At 44.4% G+C, this 24291-nt stretch carries 17 protein-coding genes; 9 read left to right on the top strand and 8 right to left on the bottom strand.

Features of this window, described 5'->3' with window-relative positions:
* Together JGK11_RS21990 and JGK11_RS21985 are read left to right on the top strand one after the other, a co-directional pair.
* A partial coding sequence (locus tag JGK11_RS21990; RefSeq protein WP_293212874.1) for a hypothetical protein occupies positions 1 to 294 on the top strand: 294 nt, incomplete at its 5' end.
* A 106-nt stretch (positions 295 to 400) separates the two neighbouring features.
* Positions 401 to 1234, top strand: coding sequence for a Tab2/Atab2 family RNA-binding protein (locus tag JGK11_RS21985; RefSeq protein WP_293212872.1), 834 nt, complete (start codon positions 401 to 403; stop codon positions 1232 to 1234).
* Positions 1235 to 1783: 549 nt separating this feature from the next.
* On the opposite strand, the gene JGK11_RS21980 is transcribed toward JGK11_RS21985, so the two are convergent.
* Entirely contained in the window at positions 1784 to 1990 is a 207-nt protein-coding gene (locus JGK11_RS21980) for a hypothetical protein (protein WP_293149903.1), read from the bottom strand.
* A gap of 207 nt (positions 1991 to 2197) precedes the next feature.
* Here JGK11_RS21980 and JGK11_RS21975 point away from each other — a divergent pair, with 207 nt between their 5' ends.
* Entirely contained in the window at positions 2198 to 3070 is an 873-nt protein-coding gene (locus JGK11_RS21975; RefSeq protein ID WP_293189903.1) for an S-methyl-5'-thioadenosine phosphorylase, read from the top strand.
* A 275-nt stretch (positions 3071 to 3345) separates the two neighbouring features.
* Here the strand turns inward: JGK11_RS21975 and JGK11_RS21970 are convergent, their stop codons facing one another.
* Entirely contained in the window at positions 3346 to 4572 is a 1227-nt protein-coding gene (locus JGK11_RS21970) for a tetratricopeptide repeat protein (protein ID WP_293183447.1), read from the bottom strand.
* A 76-nt stretch (positions 4573 to 4648) separates the two neighbouring features.
* Between JGK11_RS21970 and JGK11_RS21965 the strand changes: the two genes are divergently transcribed.
* A complete protein-coding gene (locus tag JGK11_RS21965; RefSeq protein ID WP_293196490.1) occupies positions 4649 to 5137 on the top strand; it encodes a WbuC family cupin fold metalloprotein in 489 nt (162 codons plus the stop codon).
* Between the two features lie 105 nt (positions 5138 to 5242).
* Here the strand turns inward: JGK11_RS21965 and JGK11_RS21960 are convergent, their stop codons facing one another.
* From JGK11_RS21960 to JGK11_RS21940, 5 genes are all read right to left on the bottom strand, one after another.
* Positions 5243 to 5416: a hypothetical protein gene (locus JGK11_RS21960; RefSeq protein ID WP_293212870.1), complete on the bottom strand. Its 174-nt coding sequence runs from the start codon at positions 5414 to 5416 to the stop codon at positions 5243 to 5245.
* A gap of 5 nt (positions 5417 to 5421) precedes the next feature.
* A complete protein-coding gene (locus JGK11_RS21955; protein ID WP_293183451.1) occupies positions 5422 to 5907 on the bottom strand; it encodes a hypothetical protein in 486 nt (161 codons plus the stop codon).
* A gap of 260 nt (positions 5908 to 6167) precedes the next feature.
* Positions 6168 to 8018, bottom strand: a complete 1851-nt coding sequence (locus JGK11_RS21950) for a PAS domain-containing sensor histidine kinase (protein ID WP_293212868.1) — start codon at positions 8016 to 8018, stop codon at positions 6168 to 6170.
* Positions 8019 to 8292: 274 nt separating this feature from the next.
* Positions 8293 to 11388: an MASE1 domain-containing protein gene (locus tag JGK11_RS21945; protein ID WP_293212866.1), complete on the bottom strand. Its 3096-nt coding sequence runs from the start codon at positions 11386 to 11388 to the stop codon at positions 8293 to 8295.
* A 324-nt stretch (positions 11389 to 11712) separates the two neighbouring features.
* The gene (locus JGK11_RS21940; RefSeq protein ID WP_293149884.1) at positions 11713 to 13344 is read right to left on the bottom strand and encodes a serine/threonine-protein kinase; all 1632 of its coding nucleotides are present in this window, start codon (positions 13342 to 13344) and stop codon (positions 11713 to 11715) included.
* Between the two features lie 279 nt (positions 13345 to 13623).
* Here JGK11_RS21940 and JGK11_RS21935 point away from each other — a divergent pair, with 279 nt between their 5' ends.
* Both JGK11_RS21935 and pheT read left to right on the top strand, forming a co-directional pair.
* Positions 13624 to 13767, top strand: a complete 144-nt coding sequence (locus JGK11_RS21935; RefSeq protein ID WP_293196495.1) for a hypothetical protein — start codon at positions 13624 to 13626, stop codon at positions 13765 to 13767.
* 113 nt (positions 13768 to 13880) lie between these two features.
* Positions 13881 to 16346: a phenylalanine--tRNA ligase subunit beta gene (gene pheT, locus JGK11_RS21930; protein ID WP_293212864.1), complete on the top strand. Its 2466-nt coding sequence runs from the start codon at positions 13881 to 13883 to the stop codon at positions 16344 to 16346.
* Between the two features lie 136 nt (positions 16347 to 16482).
* Here pheT and JGK11_RS21925 read toward each other — a convergent pair whose 3' ends face one another.
* Positions 16483 to 17055: a Uma2 family endonuclease gene (locus tag JGK11_RS21925; RefSeq protein ID WP_293196498.1), complete on the bottom strand. Its 573-nt coding sequence runs from the start codon at positions 17053 to 17055 to the stop codon at positions 16483 to 16485.
* A gap of 164 nt (positions 17056 to 17219) precedes the next feature.
* Between JGK11_RS21925 and JGK11_RS21920 the strand changes: the two genes are divergently transcribed.
* From JGK11_RS21920 to JGK11_RS21910, 3 genes are read left to right on the top strand one after another with little or no spacing between them, the layout of a single operon-like run.
* Positions 17220 to 17489 (top strand): YciI family protein, encoded by a 270-nt coding sequence (locus tag JGK11_RS21920; protein WP_293212862.1) that lies wholly within the window; start codon positions 17220 to 17222, stop codon positions 17487 to 17489.
* Positions 17490 to 17502: 13 nt separating this feature from the next.
* On the top strand, positions 17503 to 20547 hold the full coding sequence (locus tag JGK11_RS21915) for a hypothetical protein (RefSeq protein WP_293212860.1): 3045 nt from the start codon (positions 17503 to 17505) through the stop codon (positions 20545 to 20547).
* Positions 20544 to 24200, top strand: coding sequence for a helicase-related protein (locus JGK11_RS21910; protein ID WP_293212858.1), 3657 nt, complete (start codon positions 20544 to 20546; stop codon positions 24198 to 24200). Before JGK11_RS21915 ends, JGK11_RS21910 begins: the two co-directional genes overlap by 4 nt.
* The last annotated feature ends 91 nt before the right edge of the window (positions 24201 to 24291 follow it).

Raw genomic sequence — 24291 nt, 5'->3', positions numbered from 1 at the left:
AAAAAGCCTCAAATGATTGCAGAGCAATTATTTGAGGTTTTGAGAATTCTGAATTCTTTTGAAATTAAATCCGATCGAATATCTGCGGAATGTGGGTTAAAGGCACTCCAAGCCGGAAAACCCATAAATCCCTATCAGGGATTGAAACGTAGCCACTTTCTAGGAATTCCGGGGCCGCGACTTCTGAGCCGGAAAACCCATAAATCCCTATCAGGGATTGAAACGATCCTTGTAAGATTCAGGCGAAAATACCGCCAGTGCCGGAAAACCCATATTTCCCTGTCTAGGGCTTGAAACGGCGGTAAAACGTAAGCCCCCGCGAGAAAACCGCAAAATCCCGATCGCGAATCCAAACCAGATTAAAATAATCGAGTCAACTTGACTTGATTTTTTAATTCCCATGCGTATTTGGCAAGCCGATTTCTACCGCCGCCCTCTCCGAGACGAAACCGGCAAACCATTGTGGGAACTCCTCATCTGCGACTCCGCACAAACATTTCAATTTAGCGCCCTTTGCCGGCAGTCGGAAGCCAACTCCCATTGGCTAGCCGCCCAATTCCAGCAAGTTCAAACCCAGAAATTGCCCGACATCATCCAAGTATTTAGACCTCAATCTCTCAGTTTAATCGAAGCTGCGGGCAAAGTTTTGGGCGTCAAAGTAGAAGCAACTCGGCGCACCGCCGCCCTCAAAACCCTGCTGCAACAACGCGATCGAGAATATTCCAGTCTGCCTAATTATACTAATGAAGCTTATCGGGCGATCGACCTAGAAACTCCTCCACCCATCCCCCTACCCGAAAATCTCTGGGGCGATACCTGGCGTTTTGCATCCCTACCGGCGGGCGACATCCTAGAAGCCATCCAAGGGCGTCCCATCCCAATCTTAGAAATGCCAGAATTTCTATTACCCCTGAACTTGGGTTTAGCCTCAACAGTAGCCGTACCCGGAGTTGTAATTGACGGCGGGCGACAGTCAATGCGCTTAGCTAGATGGCTTCAGGAAGCCAAACCCTTCGCCTTGAACTATATCGCCGGAGCTCCCGACGGATTGATATTGGAAGCTGGATTAGCCGATCGATGGGTTGTCGCCACCTTTGAAGATAGCGAAGTAAAAGCCGCCGCCGAAACTTACCAACAGCGCAAACAATCGAGTAAAGGATTGCATTTTCTCCTAGTCCAGCCCGATGATAGCGGCATGACTTATACAGGGTTTTGGCTGCTAAATTTTAATTAATAATACCAATCCTAAATCTTTAAGGTACGTTGTTGGGCTTCAGCCCTCTTTAGATATATAGATAAAGAGCGCTGAAGCGCAACAACGTACCTTTTTATATTGACAATAAATTTTTGATAAACAAACCAAACATTTATTGTGTAGCAATCTTTTTCCAAAAATCGTATTAAATGCGGTACAGCTTACAAGCATGAAAAAAATTTGCTAAGCACCAAATTTTGTGGTACCGAGCAAAACAGAGGTTGTTTCCTCAAATCTTGTCGGTGCGTCGCTACGAGATTTTGAATCTTTTTTAGGGATTATTCATAGCGACACACCCTACAAACACTTTTGGCTGCTAAATTTTAACTCGCAATAGTTAATGCCGAATCCTGGACATCCGCAGCCAGTAAAACTTTAACAAAACGATCGCCCTTTCTAGCTGCGGAAAAATGAAACTATCGGAAATTATCTTATTTTTGATTTCAAAATTCGATCGCCAAAATCAGATGATCTCCCGAAAATAACTGCCAGCAGATACAGACTGAAGCACCCTTTTTAAAAGTCTATCTATTCCACAACCAGAATCAATCCATCTTGGATGCCCTGATGCACTCGGTTAATCTGACACCGATCCTTTTCGTTGAGACGGTTTGTCGAAAGCATTGCAGACTTCAGCAGCCGCCTGTCGAGAGGCGTAATTTGGCGGAAAGCAAAGATTCGTTGGACGATCGCCTCGATCGCGATCTTAGGTACGCTAGCAGAACTGACTGTCATTTTTTTAACACCCTGAAAATAGATAACAGAACCCTGTACCTTTATTTTTAAAGATTTTGTAAAGATACATTGTGATTCAGATCATACATATCTTGTGACAAAACAGTGTATAAACGATCGCAATCGCTATAAAAATTAAATTATTTTAACGCAAACTTAACAATAGCTCGATAGAATCAATGTTGTAAAACTGAGGCAGAGGGTAAAATGGCACAGGCAAAAATCGGCATTATCGGCGGCAGCGGTTTGTATAAAATGGAAGCCCTCAAGGATGTTGAAGAGGTAAAAATCGATACACCTTTTGGCGCGCCATCTGATGCAGCCATTGTGGGAACCTTAGACGGTACGCCCGTTGCATTTTTGGCCAGACACGGCCGCAATCACACTTATTTGCCCTCGGAAGTCCCCTATCGGGCAAATATCTATGCCATGAAGAGTCTAGGAGTTGAGTATTTAATCTCAGCGTCGGCGGTTGGTTCCCTAAAAACAGAGGCCAAACCTTTAGATATGGTAGTGCCAGATCAGTTTATCGATCGCACAAAAAATCGAGCTTCTACATTTTTCGGAGAAGGAATAGTCGGTCATATCACCTTCGGCGATCCGATTTGCGGCGAATTGGCTAAAGTGTTGGTAAGCGCGATCGAATCCTTGAACCTCGCCGACGTTTCCCTGCATCGCGGCGGCACCTACGTCTGCATGGAAGGCCCCGCATTTTCCACAAAAGCAGAATCAAATCTTTACCGCAGTTGGGATGCGACAGTCATCGGGATGACTAATTTACCCGAAGCAAAATTAGCCAGAGAAGCAGAGATTGCCTACGCAACTTTAGCATTAGTTACCGATTACGACTGCTGGCATGAAGAACACGACAGCGTAACAGTAGAAATGGTAATCGCCAACTTGCACCGCAATGCGGAAAATGCCCAAAAAGTAATTCAAGAAACTGTGCGGAGGCTAACCGAAAATCCCCCTGTTTCTGAGGCACATTCCGCTTTGAAATATGCAATTCTGACTCCACTGGACAAAGTACCTCCCGCAACCAAGGAGAAAATGGGTTTGCTATTGCAGAAATATTTGTAGGGGATAGGGAATAGGGCATCGGGCATGGGGCATCGGGCATCGGGCATCGGGCATCGGTTATTAGTTATTAGTTATTAGTTAATTGCTAACAATTACCAATTTCTAAATTCCTAATGCCCAATCCCCTGGGAAGGCCGATGCCCTGGGAAGGCCAATGCTTTTCGGCCCTGGGAAGGCCTTCTTCCCAATGCCCAATGCCCAATGCCCTGCGCGGGGCAATGCCCAATGCCCAATGCCCAATGCCCAATGCCCAATGCCCAATGCCCAATGCCCAATTAACCGATCAACTGTTTAAACGCATCATGTTCGCGAAGTTTTTCTAAATCAACTTCAGTTTTTGCCAACTCTTTGCACAAATTCGGATTGAGATTCAGGGCGCGCTTTAAATTTTCAATTGCTAAATCAATTTTACCTTGGAGCGCATAACATCGGGCTTTATTGTACCATATTCTGTAAAAATCAGGTCGAATTTTAGCAGCATTGTCGTAGGACTCGATCGCCGCTTCGTACTTTTGCAATTTGGACAGTGCCACGCCTCGATTGTTCCAAGCGTCAGTATAATCTTTTTTGACTTGTAGGGCTTGATTGTACGAAATTACTGCTTGTTCGTATTCCTGCATTTTGGAAAACGCAACGCCTCGGTTGTTCCAAGCGTCGGCGTAATCGGGTTTAGCTTGGATGGCTTGTTCGTAACAGCCGATCGCCTCCGGGTACTTCTGCAACTCCAACAATACCACGCCTCGGTTGTTCCAAGCGTCGGGATAGGTCGGGCGAATTGTGGTAGCTTGTTCGTAGGATGCGATCGCCTCGGGATACCGCTGCATTCGAGTGAGCACAACTCCCCGATTGTTCCAAGTATCGGCTAAATCCGGCTGAATTTGCAGTGCTTGATTGTAAGCTGCGATCGCATCTTCATAGCGATTTTCAAAGAAACAAGCATCTCCCTGTTTGGCATAGTCGGCTGCCGTCAATAACTGTTGATAATTGCCGTAGTTAACCGGAGCAAATTCTTGAATTTGGGCATCCGGTAATAACAAATCTGTTTCTACATCTGCTGGGTGATTTTGGTATTGAATTTCACCTAAGATACTTTCAGCATCGGAAATTAATAGTTTTAATTGAGAGATGGTATCGTAGTGGAGACTTTCGATTTCTTGGCGAGCAATTGTTGTCTGCTTGGACAATTTGCCCAACAAAAACCAAACAATGACTCCGGCTGCTGTCGGAAACAAAGTTAAGGCAATTACCAACCCATTTAGCAGCAGGCCCGTGCGCCCAAAAGCAATGTCCACTTCTTCTTGAACTCGATCGCGAATTTCGTCTTTGAGTTGCTGCTGGGGCAATTCCTGCTGAATTAACAGTCCCCCAGCCTTCGCTTGGGATGCAGAAACCTTACTGGTACAGAGTAAAATAATCAAAAGGGCGATCGGGCTAATACTTGTTCTAAAAATACTTGACAAACGCATTGCCTTAGTGATACGCACCTGATTTGCGATTTTCATATCTCAAGAAATGCTGGTAAAGATGATCTCAGCCTAGCCGATTTGTTCAAAAACTATTAAATACAGGATATCTATTGTGCAGCCTTCTCCGATTAAGTGTTTGACGCAAGAATTGCTAGACGAAGTTGCAGCTTCCTCTCGCAGCAATCCCCGCGGGCGACAAAACTACAATTTCCACGATTTGTCAGAAAAGGTGCAGCGGTTTGTCAACGTGCTGCAAATGGGTACTTACGTGCGCCCTCACCGCCACCTGCGCGCCCCGGAAGTTAACGGTTTTGAGTTTTTTGTCGTGATTCAAGGAGAAGTGGGTATTCTGATTTTGAACGAAGACGGTCAAATTTTGCGATCGTTCCGAGTTAGCGCAACCGGGCCCACTCGCGCTGTGGAACTTCCAGAGGGCACTATTCACACGTTGGTAGCTTTGGCTGCGGATACTGTGATTTTGGAGTTCAAGGAAGGGCCCTATGAGGTGGCGGCGGATAAAGACTTTTTGCCCGATTTTCCCGCTGAGGGTACTGAGGCGGCGCGGGAATTAGTTTTGATTTGGGAAGCAGAATTTAAATAAGAAGGAAGAAGGAAGAAGGAAGAAGGAAGAAGGAAGAAGGAAGAAGGAAGAAGGAAGAAGGAAGAAGGAAGAAGGAAGAAGGAAGAAAATTAAGGGTTTCAGCAATTAAGAACGTACTAATTCTTGGTCGCAGTTCAATGCCCAATGCCCAATGCCCAATGCCCAATGCCCAATGCCCAATGCCCAATGCCCAATGCCCAATGCCCAATGCCCAATGCCCAATGCCCAATGCCCCATGCCCAATGCCCAATGCCCAATGCCCAATGCCCAATGCCCCATGACTACTAACTAATGAATCTAATTGTTGTCATCCGATTGTATAAATCTGGGGCGGTGCGAATGATTTTTCTGAGAAGTTCATCTGTTACCCAAAAGACGATGGGAAAGGAAAACTTTTTGCTGAACTCGCTGCATACTAGATTGGTAGAACTTAGCAATCGATCGATCGACTCCACTGACTCCAAACCGAGAATCATTAAAGCTGGAGGCTTTGCGCTGTCTACTTCTGCTGCGATTGTCGTGTAGAGAGATGTCGCCGATTTTGGCACAAACAGTTGCTGCGGTTTCTGGGTGCAAGTTGCTTGGAGGCGATCGACTATTTGCTGCCGCAAAGCCAGGGAGTTGCAGTGGACTAAAACGAAAGAAAAGTAACCTTGGGAAAGACGGATTGCCCGAATTAAAGTTGAGAACGACCGCTCGTTATATTTGGCTGAGTCGTACCTCGCTGGATCGTTTTGATCTGTATTTTCTGAGCAGTTCTCGGCAAACATAAATTGCAGTTCTGTTCTCTAGTTTTAGGGATTTTCTAGATTAAATAATTTTTATAAATAAAATATGAAGATCGAACAAAAAAAATTGGAAAATGTTCCGGCGATCTTACCACTGCTTGAAATTAACATCAATAGTGCGATCGACAGATTTTTCTGCACCCGAGCTAAACGGATATAATACAATCAAACCCAACAATGAAATGTATTTAAAAATACAAAAAAATTATCCCCGCTCAAATGTAGTTAAAAATACAAAAAAATCATCGGCTATTTTCAGCTAGGGGCAAAGTAAACCAAAAAATTGCCCCTTTACCGTGACTGCTAATTACCCCAATTTGCCCGCCGTGAGCGCCAATAATTTGCCTGCACAGGTATAAGCCCAAACCCAAACCGACGGAGTGTCTGGATTGATTGCCCCTAACGTAAAGGTCAAAAAGATGTTCGCACTGTTCCGGCAATATTCCCACTCCGTCATCTTCAACGGTACAGTAAATCATACTTGGGGAATGGGGAATTGGGAATTGGGAATGGGGCATTGGTAATTTATCGATATCTGGTTTCGATTCACTTTGATTTATGATATTTTTTCCCCTAGGGATTACTTTAGCAAAAATTTTCAAATTTAGTCCGGGAAGATTGTGTTTCAAAGCATTAGAAATTAAATTAGAGAAAACGCGCCACAACTGAGTATAGTCAGCATTCACTGCGGGCAAATCATCTGGCACTAAATTTGTAAAAGTAGCTTGAGCATCATTGATTAAAGGCTCCAAATCAGCCGCCGAAGCTTTCACTAGCGCTCTCAAATCTACTCCTGTGCAGTGCAGAACCAAACCGCGCAATTCCCCAGCATGAACTTCCAACAGCGAATTTATTAACCGCAATTGCTGCTCGCTACCTTGAATCATCCGCTCCAAAACAGAACGGGGAATTGCGATCGAATCCCCCGTTTTTGTCTTCCAATTTTTCAGCACCATTAACATTCCCGCTACCGGATTTCGCAAGTCGTGTGAAAGAGCGTGAATAAACAGCCGCTGCGATTCTTGGGCCTGTTTGCGCTGCGTGATATCCTCAATTAAACCCTCATAATAAAGCACGGAGCCGCTGCTATCCCGTACCACCCGCGCTTTCTCCGATATCCAGACAATACTGCCGTCTGAGCGATAAATTTGCGACTCAAAATCCGATACTGTGTTGCTTTGCTCGATCGATCGCAAAAACTGATTTCTGCGTACAGGATCGACATACAACTGTCGCTCAATATCAGTAAACTTTGCCGTCACTTCTTCGGGGGAATCGCAGCCGTAAATCCGCGCCAAAGCTGGATTAGCCGTAATGTAGCGCCCCTCGGGAGTGCTTTGAAAAATTCCCTCGCCGGCATTCTCAAAAATGCTGCGGTACTTCGCTTCAGCCACTTCCAACTGCTGGTAAGCAGATTCCAACTCGCGCCTGGTACTAAACTCTTTCCGTTGCAGGCATTCGTACCAATAAACCGACAAATCGCAGATCAAACAAAACCAAAACAAATATAAGTAAAACCCGCTCAGCCGAAAAGTAGTATACTTAGCAAAACTTAGATTTAAAATTAAATTTATGCCAACGTGGCAGAACAAAACGCCGAGCTGAGAAATCAGGTGAAGGCGCCAGCGGACGGGCATCAGTGTCGCTTGAGTGAGAAACGCTAAACTCCAAGTTAAAAGTGGTAAGTCTCCGATTTTTGCAGCGGCTAATCCAAGCTGTACAACGACTGTTAACGACCACGAAAAACCCAAAAATAGTAAACCGGGATAGCGTTTTCCGATCGAGGTTTTTTGCAACACCAAACAAGTCAGCAAGCCAAATTGTATAGCAGCGCTAGTGTACAAATAAACAATTTTAAATTCCCGGGGAGCGAAGATTGCTTCGCCCAGAAGATAGACAATTATTGTGAAGGCAAAAAAGATGGCAATTCGGACAGCAGGGCTCAGCCGATCTCGCAGGAAGCGATCGCGCCACACCTCGTAAACCGTTAACGCCTGAACTGATTTTTTATGGCCAGGATAAAACATATAGCCTTTCTCACTAACATGAGGTACGAATAGGGCATAGGGCATAGGGCATAGGGCATAGGGCATAGGTATTGCCCGCATACCTCACTTTTTTTGAGAACCGCTGTAGGATTTTGGATTTTGGATTTTGGATTGAAGCATTGAAGATTTGAAGATTGAAGACTCAATAATTGAAGATTGAATAATTGGGTTAATAGCGATTGTCAGAATTGAATCCGCGCTCAAACGGATACAAGCGCCCGACTGTTGTCGTGGAGAAATCAAAATTTTAGACTAAGAGTTAAACCTCCCACATTCATCTGTGAAGTAAATTAAAAATCTAAAATCTAAAATCTAAAATCTAAAATCGACTGACAGTCGGTAGCGAAAACCAGAAAGTCGAGCCACCTCCGGGAGTGGTTTCGACGCCGATGAAGCCGCCGTGAGCTTTGATAATTTGCTTGGAGAGGTAAAGCCCCAAACCCAGCCCTGTTAATTGTCGGCTATTGGGGTCTTGAACGTAAAGTTCAAACAGAGATTCCCGCTGTCTAGCACTGATTCCGACTCCATTGTCTGTTACAGTGCAGCGAACCATTTTTACGGTGACATCGGGCAATTTGCCACCTGTATTCCCAATTTGACCCTGATAGCGGGGCAGTTGGCAACTGCCGTCGAGGTGAAATTTGGCCCGGGTTTCTTGATTTTTTGGGGTGTCGAACATCCCCGTGCGATCGCCCGCAGCAGATGACAGGTTAGGGATACAGCGGGCGACGAAATTATTTCGGGAGGTGAAAACCTGTGTATTTTCTGCAAAAATCAGTGCTTTTTCTACTTCAATTACCTCGGCTTTAAAAGTTATATTGACTCCCGGATGATTGTGCTTGATAGCATTGGTTAGGAGATTTTCCAGAACTCGCTGCAAGTGTTTGCTGTCGGCATTGACTTGTGGCAAATCTGCGGGTATTTCCAAAGTCAAAGTTGCTTGATTTTTTGCCAGCATTGGTTCTAACTCAGCAACAATTGCGGAAGTTAAAGACTGCAAATGCAGCGGTACTGTATTTAGGACAATACCTTGAACTTCGCTAGCGTGAGCGTCGAGTAAGGCATTAACCATTCTCAACTGGTGTTCGCTAGCTTCAACGATCCGCTTCAAGATCGATCGAGAAACCGCAATATGCTCTAGAGAGTCAGAGGCCGATTTGTTGAGCAAATTTTTCAGCAGGATTAACATTCCCATAACTGGAGTGCGGAGATTGTGAGAAACTGCGTGCAAAAATAAATCTTTGAGGCGGTTGCTTTCTTGCAGTTCGTGCATTTTTTGCTGCAATTGGCGGGTGCGTTCCTCCACTTGAGATTCCAAGTTGGCATTGAGATCTTTTACTTGCTGCAAAAGTTGGGCTGAAGAGAGGGCGATCGCGACTTGGGTAGCCAGTTTTTCTAACAAATCAATTTCAAATTCTTGCCACTGGCGGGGCCCAGAACACTGGTTGACGGCCAAGATCCCGAACAATTCTTCCCCGAGGAAGATCGGCACAGTTAAGGTCGCCCGAATTTGATAGTCGCTGTACAATTTGGCAATGATGTTGCTGACTTGCACCGTAGCAGTATCGGAGACTACTCGGACGAGGTTGTTAGCATAAAAAGCTTTCTGCTTTTCGATAAAACTTTCGTCAGCGAGCACCCATCCTATAAGAGAAGGACATTCCACAGCGACAGACTCAGCAACAACTTTGCCGCGCGCCGGGCTAGCCAAATTTGCCCCGCCTCCGTCCATAATACCGATGAACACCCGGTCTGCCTTGAAAAATTGCCGGACTTCGGCAACAGTAGTGTTGAGAATTGCTTCGAGATCGAGGGAGTGGCGAATTCTCAGGGCCATTTCTGAGAGCAACCGATCGCGCTCCGAGGATGTTCGCAAAGCCGCTTCTGTGCGGTGGCGATCGGTAACGTCTTGGACTGTGGCGGCGATGACGTTAGAATTAATTGCCGACTGTTCGCAGACAGTGCGCTCAGAGCCGTCGGCGAGTACAATTCGATAGTTAATGCAATAGGATTTGCGCTCAAATATCGCTTGACATTGCGATCGCGCCACCAATTCTCTATCATCTGGATGTACCGCCTGCAAAAAAACTTCTGGTGTTGGTTTCACAGTTCCCGGAGCCAAACCCAAGAGGCGATAAAGTTCATCCGACCACCGCAATTCGATATTGGATATATGATGTGCTGCGGCTTCTGCACAGTTTGTAGTTGTGGCGACGGCGGCGCAATTTAAATCCCAATTGCCCAATTGAGCGATGCGCTGAGCGTTAGCTAAACTAGCGTGAGCGTCGCGCAACATGGCCGCGGTTCGGTGTACCTCAACCAGAGCTTGCTGGCGTTCAGCGACAGCAGCAGCCAACATCAGGGCGACAATGGCGATCGTAGCAGTAAAAGCTTGTAAAAATAAAACCGCCTGTTGCAAATTTTCGCTTTTGACCAGAAACGGGCCGCCTCCCTGCACAGCTCCCAAAATCGCGATGCAAGAGACGATCGAATAAGCAAAAATTGCTCCCTGCTGTTGAAACCGCAGGGCAGCCCAAACTATGAAAGGAAAAGGCAAATATTCCAGCGGATAAAGAGCACTCGCCCCCTTTGTTTTACAACAAAAAACTAGCCAACTCACGCTCAACAGCAGAACAAATAAAATGAGTGCTTCTAAATAATCAGAAATTAAAAATATAATATTATAGCGATTTCTGGCTTTATTTGATATAGTTAAATAATGAGCAGTTAGCGATTGATAATTAGCAATTGATGATTCATAATTAGCAACTGGCAATTGGCACTTTAGCCAGTTAAACAATGATAAAAAGTCAGTAATAATCGGAGGATTTATGGGAGATTTAAAACTTTTAATAGCGTGGTGTAAAGTCAGCAACACTGGCGTGACAATTAAAATTCCCATGCCGTCTCCGAGCCACGTAGTCCACCAGTTGCGAGAGAAATTGCTCCACTGAGCCCAACCAAAAAAGCACGTACCCAAGTTGCCGAGTGCAGAACCGAGCAAAGTAGACCCGATGACAGCGCCCGCCACCAAACCCAGAACATCTCGCAGTCGATCGAGCTTAGTACAAAATCCGATCCGCGCGAGCACAGCCTCCCCAGCCAGTGCTTGCAGGGTGACGCTAAAAGCGGATGTCACAATCACGGCGGAGGGTATACCCGCGGCGAAGGTAGAGTTTAACAGTACCGAACCGAGGGCAATTCCCGGCCACATCCGTCGCCCTTGTAGCAGCACTGCCGCCAGAGCAATACCTGCGGGTGGCCACACGGGGGAGGCTTCGGCTTTTACCAGTCCCAGTACGGACGCTGCGAGTTTTCCGGTGACAAAGTAGGCCAGGGCCAGGATGCTGGCGTGCAGAAGGGGACGAGTCCGGCGGTTGAGCAGTTTCATTTTTTGTGCGATCGAATCCTCCATTGCTATTTTTTAATTTAGGCGAATTTGGGCGATCGAGCTTCCTCCAGACGAATCACCTGACTGGGGGAAGGGTTCAACAGTTGACAGTTGACAGTTGACAGTTGACAGTTGACAGTTGACAGTTGACAGTTGACAGTTGACAGTTGGGGGAGAGGGGGAGATTGGGGAAGATTGGAGGAGATTGAGAGAGATTAGGAAAATATTCCTTTTTCCTTCTTCCTTACTTCTTTCCTTCTTCCTTCTTACAACTTCGATCGGACTTCCATCCGTTACATCCGTTACATCCGCTACAGAATCCGTTGCCGAACTTCCTTCTTCCTTCTATTAAAATCCAAAACCCCGCTTACCATCGGGCTTAGTAGTCAACCAATTTGTCTTTGCACTTGCGAGTTGTTCCTCAGTAACTGTAGCGTCAGTTAGATTCGCGCCGCACAAATTCGCACCCCGCAAATTCGCCTTGCTCAAATAAGCGCCCGTCAAATCAGCACCTCGAAAATCCGCACCTTCAAAATTAGCAGTGCTGCAATAAGCTTCAGTCAAATTTGCCGATCGCAAATTTGCCTTCACCAACCTCGCGTGGCCCAAATTCGCCCCCGACAAATCCGCTGCTTGCAAATTTGCCTTCACCAACCTAGCCTGATAAAAATTTCCCCCCGCCAACTGCGCTTTTGGCAATTGCAAACCCGACAGTTCGCAGTCAGCAAAATCGCGTTTACCTTTAAAATATGCCGCTCGCAAGCTGTTACTTTCCCACTTTACAACCGCTTTCGTTACCTTTTGTCCTGCTAAATTGCCATTGGACAAGGCCGCAGTTCCGAAAGTTCTGCCAGACTCAGCCAAAGTCCGGGAAACTCTCGGCTGCATCCCTGTATTTCCCGATTGACTGAAGGAAGTTCTAGTGCGGATGCTTTGCTTCGATCGCAAATCTCGATCGTTTTTCATCTGGGGCGAAGGCAACGAAGTAGCATCACTATTAAATATCGTTGGTTCTTCAACCGTGCGGCCACCTGCGTTGAATTGAGTTGTCAAGCCGTTGCAAAGATCTGCGTCTTCAAATTCGCCATTCAGAGCTTTGACGACATCTCCTGTCGATTGAAAGCGATGGCCGACCATGGGCTTGAGCATTTTCTCAAGAATCCGCGCAAAATTTGGGCTCACCTGAACGTGGGGCTGCCAAACAATTTCGCCAGTTACCGCATCAAAATCTAAATCTTTGGGAGACTTTGCTGTCAGCAAATACAAACAAGTCATGCCCAAGGCGTAGATGTCGCTGGCAAATATCGGCCGCAGCGCCATTTGTTCGGGGGGAGCAAAACTAAACGTACCAACTGAAAATTTCGTGTTGGCGCTTTGGTCGGCGGGGTCTAATAATATTGTTTGGCTAACTTGGTCTTTAACCGCTCCGAAATCAATCAGAACCAAGTGATTGTCTTGAGCGCGGCGAATAATATTTGCGGGTTTAATGTCTCTGTGAATTACTCCTTGGCTGTGGACGTATTGCACTACCGAGAGAATTTCTAATAGAAAATTTTTAACATCTGATTCATTGAAACGCCCTGATTGTTTGACTTCTTGTTTCAAAGTCGAGCCTTTAACATACTCTTGAACTAAGTAAAATTGCTGTTCGGTTTCAAAATAATCTAACAGCCTCGGCACTTGCGGGTGATCGCCGAGTTGGCCGAGGGTTTTCGCTTCTCGCTTGAATAATTCCCGCGCCATTTCTAAAACTCGCGGCGACGAACTACTGGGTCGGAGTTGCTTGACCACGCAACTCGGTTGACCAGGCAAAGAGATGTCTTTTGCCAGAAATGTAGCTCCAAAACCTCCTTGTCCTAAAGGTTCAATGACTTGGTAGCGAGCGCGCAGCAATAACCGCGCACCACAGGTCTGACACTGGAGAATAGAGTCAGGAGGGTTTTGAGGATGTGGACAGCCCGGATTTACGCAGTAGCTCATGTTGATTGAGTTTGCCTATATTTTTCTGATTTTGCTCTGGCGATCGCTCGACTGCACAAATTCCCTTAAACCGCATCTGCTAGAAATACAGCTCTATCAGTTGCCGGCGGGCCGTGCTGCGGCGTGCGAATTGGAATTGCACCTAAGTCTTTTAGGCCGATATCTTTTCCCTATTTTAATTATCTCGTTGCTGTGAGTTTTTGCGGTAGATTATCCTTGAAGATAGTTTAAAGACTTGCTAAAGTTGTCCTTTTTTATGTAAAGTCTTTCTAAACTTAAGTGCTTTTTGCGCTGTTAGATGTTTCTAGCATACCTCATTCTCTGATTGAGAATGTTACTCATCCCACAGCAGACATCGATCGAAAGGGCGATCGCTCGTTTTTGCTGATATCTACCACAATAGTCTTGACAAATCTTAATTAGTATGGTATGAAAAGTTTTCCCGAATAAATTCTCGGACAGCACAGTCGAAGCCCGCCGGCGTAGACTAATGACGAATAACTACCGAGCACTGACAACAAACTACTGACAAAATTATGCGTATTTCTCTAAACTGGCTGCGGGAATTGGTCGATGTGACGAGTTCCCCGGAAGAATTAGCCGAAACCCTGACAATGGCAGGATTTGAAGTCGAAGAAATCGAAGACAGGCGTGCATGGGCCGACGGCGTAGTATTGGGCAAAATAGTCGCCTGCGAACAACATCCCAACGCTGACAAATTGAGAGTTTGTCAAGTTGATGTCGGCAAACCTGAACCCTTAAATATTGTGTGCGGGGCACCCAATGCGAGGGCGGATATTTATGTACCTGTAGCCGTTGTCGGTACTTTTTTATCGACGATCGATCTGAAAATTAAACCTGCTAAATTGCGGGGTGTTCCTTCGGAAGGAATGATTTGCTCTCTCGCCGAATTGGGATTGTTGAAGGAATCAGCAGGAATTCATATCTTTGATCTAGAAAATCCCGAATTAGGCAGCGATATTCGTCCGCTTTTAGGTTTAGATGATGTGATTCTAGACTTGACAGCAACTGCGAACCGTGCAGATGCTTTAAGCATGGTGGGTGTAGCCCGGGAAGTGGCAGCACTAACTGGCGCAAGTTTGAGAATTCCGACAACTAATGATGTGGCGATTCATGGCGAAAAAAGTCCGAATTTGGCAGTAGAAATATCGGAACTGCAAGGCTGCCCGATTTATATTGGTACCGAAATTTCAGGGGTAAAAATTGCACCGTCTCCGGCTTGGTTGCAGCAGCGGTTGCAGGCGGCGGGAGTGCGATCGATTAGTAATGTGGTTGATGTCACTAATTACATTTTACTGGAATGGGGACAACCGCTGCACGCTTTCGATCGCGATCGACTGCAATCTTTCACCGGTACTTCTGACATCAGCATCGGCGTGCGCTTTGCCAAACCAGGCGAATCCTTCAAAACCTTGGACGGACAAAACCGCAATTTGCAACCTCAAAATCTGTTGATTACTGCTAGCGACAAACCCGTAGCCTTAGCTGGGGTAATGGGTGGCGAAGACACGGAAGTGTACGAAGGAACCGTAAATTTAGTTTTGGAAGCTGCGATTTTTGACCAAGCAACGATTCGGCGTTCTGCCCGCGCCCAAGGCCTGCGGAGTGAGGCTTCGATCCGCTACGAACGGGGTGTGAATCAGGCAGCTTTGACGACGGCGTGCGATCGCGCTATTGCCCTAATTTTGCAGTTGGCTGGCGGGACTGCGACGGTGCAGAAAACGGCGAGTTCGGGGGAAGATATGAGTTTTTCGCGATCGATCGAATTGCGTCTAGATCGCATAAACTTGGTGTTAGGACAGTTAAAAAGAGGAGCAACCGGCGGTTCTCCCTATCTGGAACCGGAGGAAGTAAAAAATATCCTCACAGCCCTGGGCTGCGAAGTGGCTGCGACGGAAAAAGCACGAGTATTTGCGATAACTGTTCCGCCTTACCGCTACCGGGATTTAGAAAGGGAAATTGATTTAATCGAAGAAGTCGCGAGACTCCACGGTTACGACAATTTCTGCGATACTTTGCCTAGCGAAACAGAACCTGGTTATCTATCTCCAGAATACGCGCAAATACGGAATGTGCGATCGGCTTTTCGGGCGGCAGGCTTAACAGAGTTGATGCACTATTCCTTAGTGAAAACCGAGGGAGACAATCAAGTTGTGCTAGCGAATCCGCTGTTTGTTGAGTATTCGGCTTTGCGGACGGAAATGCTGTCGGGTTCGATCGATGCTTTCCAGTACAATTTGGAGCAAGGAAACGGCGCGCTCAACGGTTTTGAGGTCGGACGCATTTTTTGGAAAGAAGGGGATGCGAAGAAAGAAGCAGACGCCGTAGCGGGGATTATTGGCGGCGACCCGACTGTGTGGAAATGGCAGCAAGGTGGGCGCGATCGACCTTTGACTTGGTTTGAAGCGAAAGGTGTCCTAGAAAGTGTGTTTCAGCAGTTGAGTTTGGCTGTGGAATATGCAAGCGATTCCTCTAATCCACGCCTGCATCCTGGCCGCACAGCCGCGCTATCGTTAAACGGGAAACGGTTGGGAGTTTTCGGACAGCTACACCCGCAATTACAGCAGGAAAAGGGTTTGCCGGAACAGGTTTATGTGTTTCAATTAGATTTAGGCGTGTTGTTGGGTGAGTTAGGTCGATCCTCTACGAGGGCTTCGCTAACGCACAACTCGACTCGCAAATTCGCAGGTTATTCGAGTTTCCCGGCTTCTGACAGAGACATCGCATTTTTCGCGCCGGTGGAAGTTCCGGTAGTTGAGATGCAGGGCGCGATGAAGCAGGCGGCGGGTAGTTTGCTGGATTCCGTGGAACTCTTCGACGAGTATCGCGGCGAAAACGTACCGGCGGGACAACGTAGTTTAGCATTTCGGTTGGTTTATCGATCGGGCGATCGAACACTCAGCGAAAGCGATGTCGAACCAGCCCAACAAAAAGTCCGCGATGTTTTAGTCGAGAAATTCGGCGTTAGTTTGAGAAGCTAATTGTAGGGTGCGTCGCCATGAGATTTTCGATATTTAGTGAGGGATTTTTGATGGCGACACACCCTACGGCTAACTTCCTTCAACCCACGGAGGTGGGTTTTGTTTGTGTAGACGCGGTTTCCAACCGCCGGGAAATTCAATTTGTAACTAAAGGACGCAACATCTCCCGTACACAAAAATAAAAATCAGGAAACTGCAAAAGAGAAATACTCGCATCATCCGCCAGAATCACCCGACTTTGATAACCATCCTGACTCGGTTCTCGAAAAACATGAAGTTGCCGATTATTCACATCCAAAACCCAATAATCAGCAATCCCCGACTCAGCATAAATTTTCGCTTTAATCCCGCAATCCGTTCTCAGCGTAGTATCCGCAACTTCCACAATCAGATAAATTTCCGATGGCGTTGGATGGTGGTCTTCATAGTAAAGTGGATCTGGTATAACTACAGAAATATCCGGTTCAGGTTCCGAGTAATTATCGAGCCGAACAGGGTCTTGCAGTCGCACCAAAACCCTCTCTCCCAAACGGTTTTCCAGTAGCTTCTCTGTTCGTTTTACCGCCGCACCGTGTGCTGTTCCCTTTGCGGCCATCTTTACTATCTGTCCTGCTAGTAATTCTACCCGTTCATCCTCATCAAAAATACCAATTTCCGTCATCCGGTCATATTCTTGAACCGTTAGCAGCCGAAGGTCTAGTAAAGTCATAGTTATCTCCTCCTATTTAACAAACGTCTCTCTTTCTCCCCTCTCTTCCTCAGCGCCCTCAGCACCCTCTGTAGTCAATCAATCTTATCCTAAAAAAAATTATCAAATCCTGCTACACTTATTGTACAATAAATTTCAAATAAATTCATCCAAGGCTCAAAACCGTGACCAAATATGTAATGTGGGGAAGTTACTGCGAAGATGTCCTCGAAAAACGTGCTCCATTTCGAGACGCTCATTTAGCCGGACTTGCCAAACAGAAAGAATCGGGAGTGTTAATTGCGATCGGGCCAACCAAAGATTTAAGCAAAGTTTTTGCAATTTACGAAGCAGAAGATGAGGCGGCTGTGCGAAAATTAGTTGAAGCCGATCCTTATTGGGTAAATGGGATTTGGACTGAATACGAAATAAAAGAGTGGATTCAAGCTTTTTGAAGGGGATAACAGGGTGAACATCTTAAGGTTGGACGACAGTGACTTAGTTCCAGTAGACTATGGTGATTTGCTGGACAAGATTTTAGAAGTTTTGCAGGGAAACAATCCCTTTAGCGTGTCGGACGATTCCCGTCGTCTAATTATCGATATTGATACCATTGCTGCTGACGTTGCCAAAATAGAAGTGCGGAAACCCTTGGGTTCCTTTGAACGTCAAGCAGATTGTGCTACTGTGAACTTTCCGCAGGAAGTTGAGGAGCATTTTGGCGACAGAATCAAGCAGATCAAAGAGTGTTTGCGACAACAATTAAAATCTAAGTTACCACAAAATGCTTCTATAGAAAAGTTTGTCACTAGCTTAATTACTCCTTTAAGTTCCCCATCTTTTCGGGGAAATGGTCAAGAGTTAGGCTTTAAATACGATTTTGGCAAACGCCACCCTTCTTTAGAAAAAGAAAAGCTAACTTTGCAACCTCTCGATTCTGGTAGCCACGCCACTTTAAAGCTGCATAAATTGACGATTGCGGTGCGAAATACTGATGTTTTTGAACAACAGCTAAAAGAGGGTTTGGAAAACTACATTAGGGAAAATGCCGATACTAGCGACGATAGGCAAGAACTTAGCCATCGTCTGGATGAGATGGTCAAAAATCCAGACTCAGATTTTTACAAATTGATCCGACTGGTAGACAAAGAAACCCTCGGAAAAATTAACAAAGAAGCAAAAATTACTTATCTGGAGTATCTGCTAGAACACATCCGCGCTAGCAGCACAGATACTGTAGGCATCATCTATTTAGAAGACTTGATTCGCCGGCTCAGATTGCTAGAAAAATATATCAACGATAGCAGTAAAGCTGATGGCGAATACGAAGTAAATTATGCAGGATTCCGATTTAATTACAGAGAAATTTTTGCTAGAGCGGAAGTTTTAGATGCACTGCCAATTATCCCAATTGTAGCAGGTTGCTTGGGAGAAAGCACCGATACTCCTCAAAGCGAACGTAAATTTATTTTTGGTCTCAAAATCAAATTTAACAACTCGGTTCAAGCACGCGGCGGAAAAGAAGCATTTGAATATTATCTAAATTTACTAAATCCAGATAGTGAAGAACACCAAGCAGCAATTGGGGAAGATTCTATAGATTCCATTACCGAAACATTCGCCCGTAAGGTCTTAAGAATAGCACTGCTCTACTATTTTGTGTTTGCTTCTCGCCATGATCCACTAGCACAAAACTACGACGCTGAAGCTGAGCTCAATCATCACCCGATCGCAATTTTTGAACAAAGAGTATTACCAATCCTAAAAGGTTCTGACGACGAGGCGAAAAGAGAGCTGTTTCGTAACTTGATCAAAGGGTTTAAGCAGTTTAATATTAAGCACAAAATCAGCCATCTCAAGAAAATGCTGAAAGGCTTTCTGGAACGGCAGACAATTTTACCAAGTCGAACAGAAACAAGACACGTAACCCTCAAAATGGGTCTGTTAGAAAACATTGACAATATTTTGACGAATGGTAAATTTTTCAATGAGATTATGGAGCGAAATTATAAGCAAACACTCCATTATATTGCCATCGAACCGCCGACTGTCAGCGAAACAGTAATCTGTCAATTACCAGTTAATATTACCATCGAAGATGTGCGTTATTTCCCCACAGATGAACGCCAAACTTTCAGCATGGAGTATAATATCGAAGGTGTCGATGTTTTGCCTGTACTTTCTGCACCTAAAGCCCAGCGTTCTAGAGACATCTACAAAAACCATTTTAATACCAAATTAGTCTTGTTTCCCTATGACGACAGACGGCTAGACAGCGGCGATAAAGGTTTGCAACCTGCGGCGGCTTTTGTGTATAAATTTACCATGTTGCTGCTGTCTTATATCTGCATGAGAATACTACTAGAAAATAAGGCGGAAAACTTATTTATTCCAATGGCGAGACTCCATGAAGGCGTCCATAAACACCCTTCGCCATCAGAAGAATTTATGGCTAACGTTTCTAAAACATTATCTCACATTTTGAGTGAAAAACACCGCTCAACTTCTCAAGGATTTCGGATTAGAGAAAGAGTTGATGGTTTCCGTGTCCGTAACGGTTTGAGTTCGATGTATTCCATCCTTCCTAAAAAGTTTTGCTTCGACAATGTGCAGCTATCTCCAGAGTTGGATAAGTTAGCAATTATTGTCGTCTCCAGTCGGGATAGCGATGCAAAAAGAGGTAATCAAAACCGCTTCCAAAGACAAGCCAGCTTAATCGGAGAAGTTGTCGGAATCAATCAGCTAAACGACAGCACAATTCAAGTTGAAATGCTGAAAACCTTTTCCGAGAATTACAGCGTCAGCCGCCTTTATACTGAACCTGTAATTCTTGAAGATGTGATGAGTCAGCTTTATAACCAAGGATATCGGCATTTCGCATATATTTCCCAAGCACCTTACATGAGTACGCTGCACATTACCAAGACTGAGGAAGATGAGGAATTGTCTTTCATGTCAAAAAAAATGCTCCGAACTTTGAAGGGAGAGCGCCGAGATATCAAAATTTATCCGATGTTTTTTGATAAATACTTTGTCCGCAGTTTCCTAGGCGATCAAGGCAAATCTTTTTACATTCAAGATGCAATGGAGCTTGAAAGATTGTCTGCAAAAGGCAATCAGCAAGCTGTGATATTTTTCAACTTGTTTAACGGGATTAAAGTCAAGCAGCCGGGAGAAAAAAACTTTTACAACGGCGTGATTTCCTACTCAACACTATTGCATATATATGATGGGATTCTGGATGACCAAGACCTTCACGAAGATTTGATTTATGCTGGTGAAATCAAAGATACTTTGCTGCATTATCTTACCATCTTCCACTTTTCTAGGTATGAAGCGCGCCAAAATATTAGTTTGAAACTAGATCCCTATGAGCGGATTATTGGCGATGATTCTGTTGGTGCTTTATCTATATTTAATCATGCGGGTGGGAATGCAGAATTTAACTCGCTGGCTTTTTTGAATAAGGTAAGAGAAGTCTTGAATGTCGGTGATGGAGGTACGCAATCATGATTAGTGAAGATTTTGGACGGCTGTTTGAGGTTGGATTCAATATCGGGATTCTGGCGTATATCCAAAAGGAAAAGCTAGCTCATAATTTCGGAGATTCCTATCGTCTGGATTTACAGCAGCTAAAATTGCCAAAGATGATGGCGGAAATGATCAGAGAAGCTAAGTTGCTGGCTAGTTTAGATACTGAAATCGCTGAGAAATGGAGTTTGTTTTTTGTCCAAAAAGGCTTTCTTGGTGGGTTGAACTTTTTCCGGGAGTACATCAAATCTACAGGCTGGACTTTGGGGCGGTTGGAGATTGTATATTGTCAGTGCAATTTTAGTAATGAGAATAGTATTAGAACCTACAATAAGGATGAAAAAAAAGTATTTAAACAGCTATTATCTCAGTTGACAACTGCCAGAATTAGTTTATTAGATGATCAGATTAACTCGTACATCCGCCGTTACTCGAAAAAAGGCGAGTTTTTGCAGGCTGATACGCTGATGCTGTTACAATATGGGAATGATTTTAGAATTCTCTGCGTTGATTTGTCTGTGTTTTCTCCGACTCTCGCTCCCAAACCGGAGGATATCAATGAAATAGAGGTGATTCGGAAGTATTTGCTCAGAGAAATTAGCTATTTACGCTCCAAAAGTGTGTTTTCTAATCTGCGGATGGATACTAGCACTTTGGGTGTTGATTTCTCGGAGGATTTGAAAGGCTATTTCACAGCTTTTAAGTATAAGGATAAGGAAAGCACTAAGTTAATTCAAGCTGGTAGCTATGCTCACAGCTTCTATGGATTTCTGCAACAAACAGGTATCCTGGGACAAGATGCTGAGGTTTTGTTGAATGTGGTGGGTTATGGCGATCGCAATATTAGCACAATTTCCCTACGCCAGGACAAACTCAAGCTCTTAACAACTTGCGCCGAAATTTACAAAAAAGAAGTTACCAACAAAGAAATTAGTGATTCTCGCACCGAAGTTTTAGGTGTAATCGAACTCAATGCGTCTCGCAGTTTCCAAGAAGGGCGAAAGTTTGTCGATTCTGTGTTAGCAATAGACAAAAATGTTACTAAACCTATATGTCATACTGAACGGATCGATAATTTTGTTAATTCCATTGATATTATATCAGATAAAATGGCAGATGAATTGCAAATTGATCGCGGCTTGCATTTGAGAAATGCTCACGCCCAATTGATTGTGAAAGCGCTTCAATCTGATGCAACTTATATCTTTTTGACTGGGAATCCGGGAATAGGTAAAACAACTGCGATCGCAAATTTTCTGAAAAGCCATATTGACGACGGCTTCCTATTCTTATACGTCAGTCCCCGCAAGCAAGTAAACTTAGATATCATCGAGAAATTTAAGGATAAAAAGACTGGTTTACTGTGCGATAATCGGTTATTCTGCATTAACACAAACTCCGATATTATCGCCAGTTATTCGGGAAAGCGTACAGTCAAGTATAACTCGAATAGCCGCAGCGAAAACTTTGCACAAAAAACGGTTAATTTTCTCAAAGACAATTCAGAAAATCAGGTAAAAGAAAATTACCAACGGCAAATTGCCAGAAAAAATGAAACCGTAATTGAACCAGCTAGCCTCAAAACTATGGGAGTGCTAAATAGCATTTGTAATGGAATTTATAGCCTAATCAACTGTCAAACTTCTAATAATATTGTAGCTACGGTTTCCATCCAATCTTTAAGGATGAAAGAAAACCGACAAAGTACCCTTGATTATTTAGAACAGATATTTCAAGATACTTACAACAAACGAGAAAAATTAGTCATTCCCACTAAGATGCAAGAAATATCTAGGCGCATCAAACACATCTTCATTATGATAGATGAAATTACAGGAGATGATGGTGGCGTTGAGTTTCTAGCCGGAATTGCCAAGATGGTTAAAAAGCATGAGTTGCATAAGCCACAACATGGTTTTAATACTAAAATTATTGTAGCTGATGCTTCGATTGTTGACCCTGATGTGATTAAACAACACCTTGAAAATACATCCCCAGAACCAGATAAAATCTATTTTAAAAAGTTAGCTAAAAATTCGGATGTAATTGAACCTTTACAAGTTACTCCTTTTGAATTCAAACGGCTAGCCGCAACGGTAATTAATGCCAATTCTTATCCAGCCCGCAGTTTAGAGATAACTTATAAGGTATTTGTAGAAGCTGTTAAATATAATGAAGATGCGTCTTTAAAGGAGGATAATAATTTAGTAAAAAGAGTACAGTCTGAAATAATTCAGGATATCAATCAGCGATTAGCCAAAGCTGATGTCCAACAAATTATCGTCTATATTCAAAATAAGCGAAGATTGGCAGAATTGATTGATAAAATTCAAAAAAAACGAGAATTTAATCAGTTTGAAGATTATCTAGAAATTCATGCGAATATCTCGGAAGAGGAGAAAGCAAAAATACAAGAGTGCAAAGATACAGCTAAAGTAATCTTTATGACTGCATCTGGAAGTCGCGGCTTATCTTTTCCGAAAACGAAGCACATTTTAGTTGATATTGCTCACTTCCAGATTGAGAAAAATCTGATGGAAGTGATACAGGTAATTTATCGGGGGCGCGGCGAAGATAAACAGGGGAAAACTCTTGATGGTGAAGATAAGGAGTTAGTTTTTTACGTGTCTGATACAGCAGTTTATTACGCTGATGATGCGGAACTTTCCCTACAAGAAAGTAAGTTGAGTTTGTTGAATTTACTGCTAATTCTGAAGACGGCGGTGATGACGCGAATTGTCGGATATGGTTATTTAGGTAGGGAAAAGTTTGTGATGATTCCGATTGGTGGTAAGTCGGTTTCCGCAGTGGGAGATACTTTTAGTAACAAGATGGCTTCTCTGATTAAAACGCTAAAGAGCGAAAGCATCCGAGGAAATAGGTTGCTAAAGGAGGTTTATACAAGTCTAGAAGAGCTTTTGGCTCGTGGGGAGTTTGTTTTGACGAATTCTGATAACTCTCGTCAGAAGGGCGATTCCTATCTGGAAATGCGGGATGATTTTAACAAGAAGTTTTTGGAGAAGTGCAATCCGCTGGATGGTTTGCTGAGTTACGATCATCTAGAGATTGGTCATATTTGTGGTAGTTTGTTAGTAGTGCCTCTAGCTAATCAAAATTTGCTGGAAAAATACCAGATGCGACTACGCGAACAAATTCAGAAATGTAGAGATAATGGGTTGCTGCAAAAAATGCGTCTAATTAGGGATAGCAAGTCGTACCCGGAGAATGTACGATCGGCTATAAGAGGAGGTGCGATCGAGCTTTTGCAATTTCTCAACGGCGATGTGGAGAAAACTCAGTATTTTGAACAACTCAGCCAACAGTTCGATCGCTATTATGCCATACCGCTGTTTGCTTTCGTTAGCGGGGAGGAAATGCAGGAGTATTTTGCTGACAGCGGGCTGGAGGAACCGGAAGACAGGCAGTTTCGGGATATTTTGTCGGCTTATATGCGATCGCTCTACCCTGTAGATAGTGTAATGCCGATCGGACACAAGTACCAAGACTTCCCATTTATCGTGTTTAGAAGCTACAGTTTAGAACAAAGTCGATCCAAGATGTTCACAGATAAGTACCTGTTGAGCTCCAACGAGTTGAACGTGCTCAACTTGATTTTATCAAAAGATGCCAATTAACCCATCTGCGTTCATCTCCGTTCATCCGCCCTCATCTGCGGTTCAAAATCCTCTTCCCGTAACTACCGTATAATAATCAATAAACAAAACA

Origin of the sequence: Microcoleus sp. PH2017_34_RAT_O_A (assembly GCF_020737885.1) — a bacterium.
Classification (GTDB): domain Bacteria; phylum Cyanobacteriota; class Cyanobacteriia; order Cyanobacteriales; family Microcoleaceae; genus Microcoleus.
The sequence above is the reverse complement of the archived record's forward strand: the minus strand, read 5'-3'. Positions and strand labels throughout refer to the sequence as shown.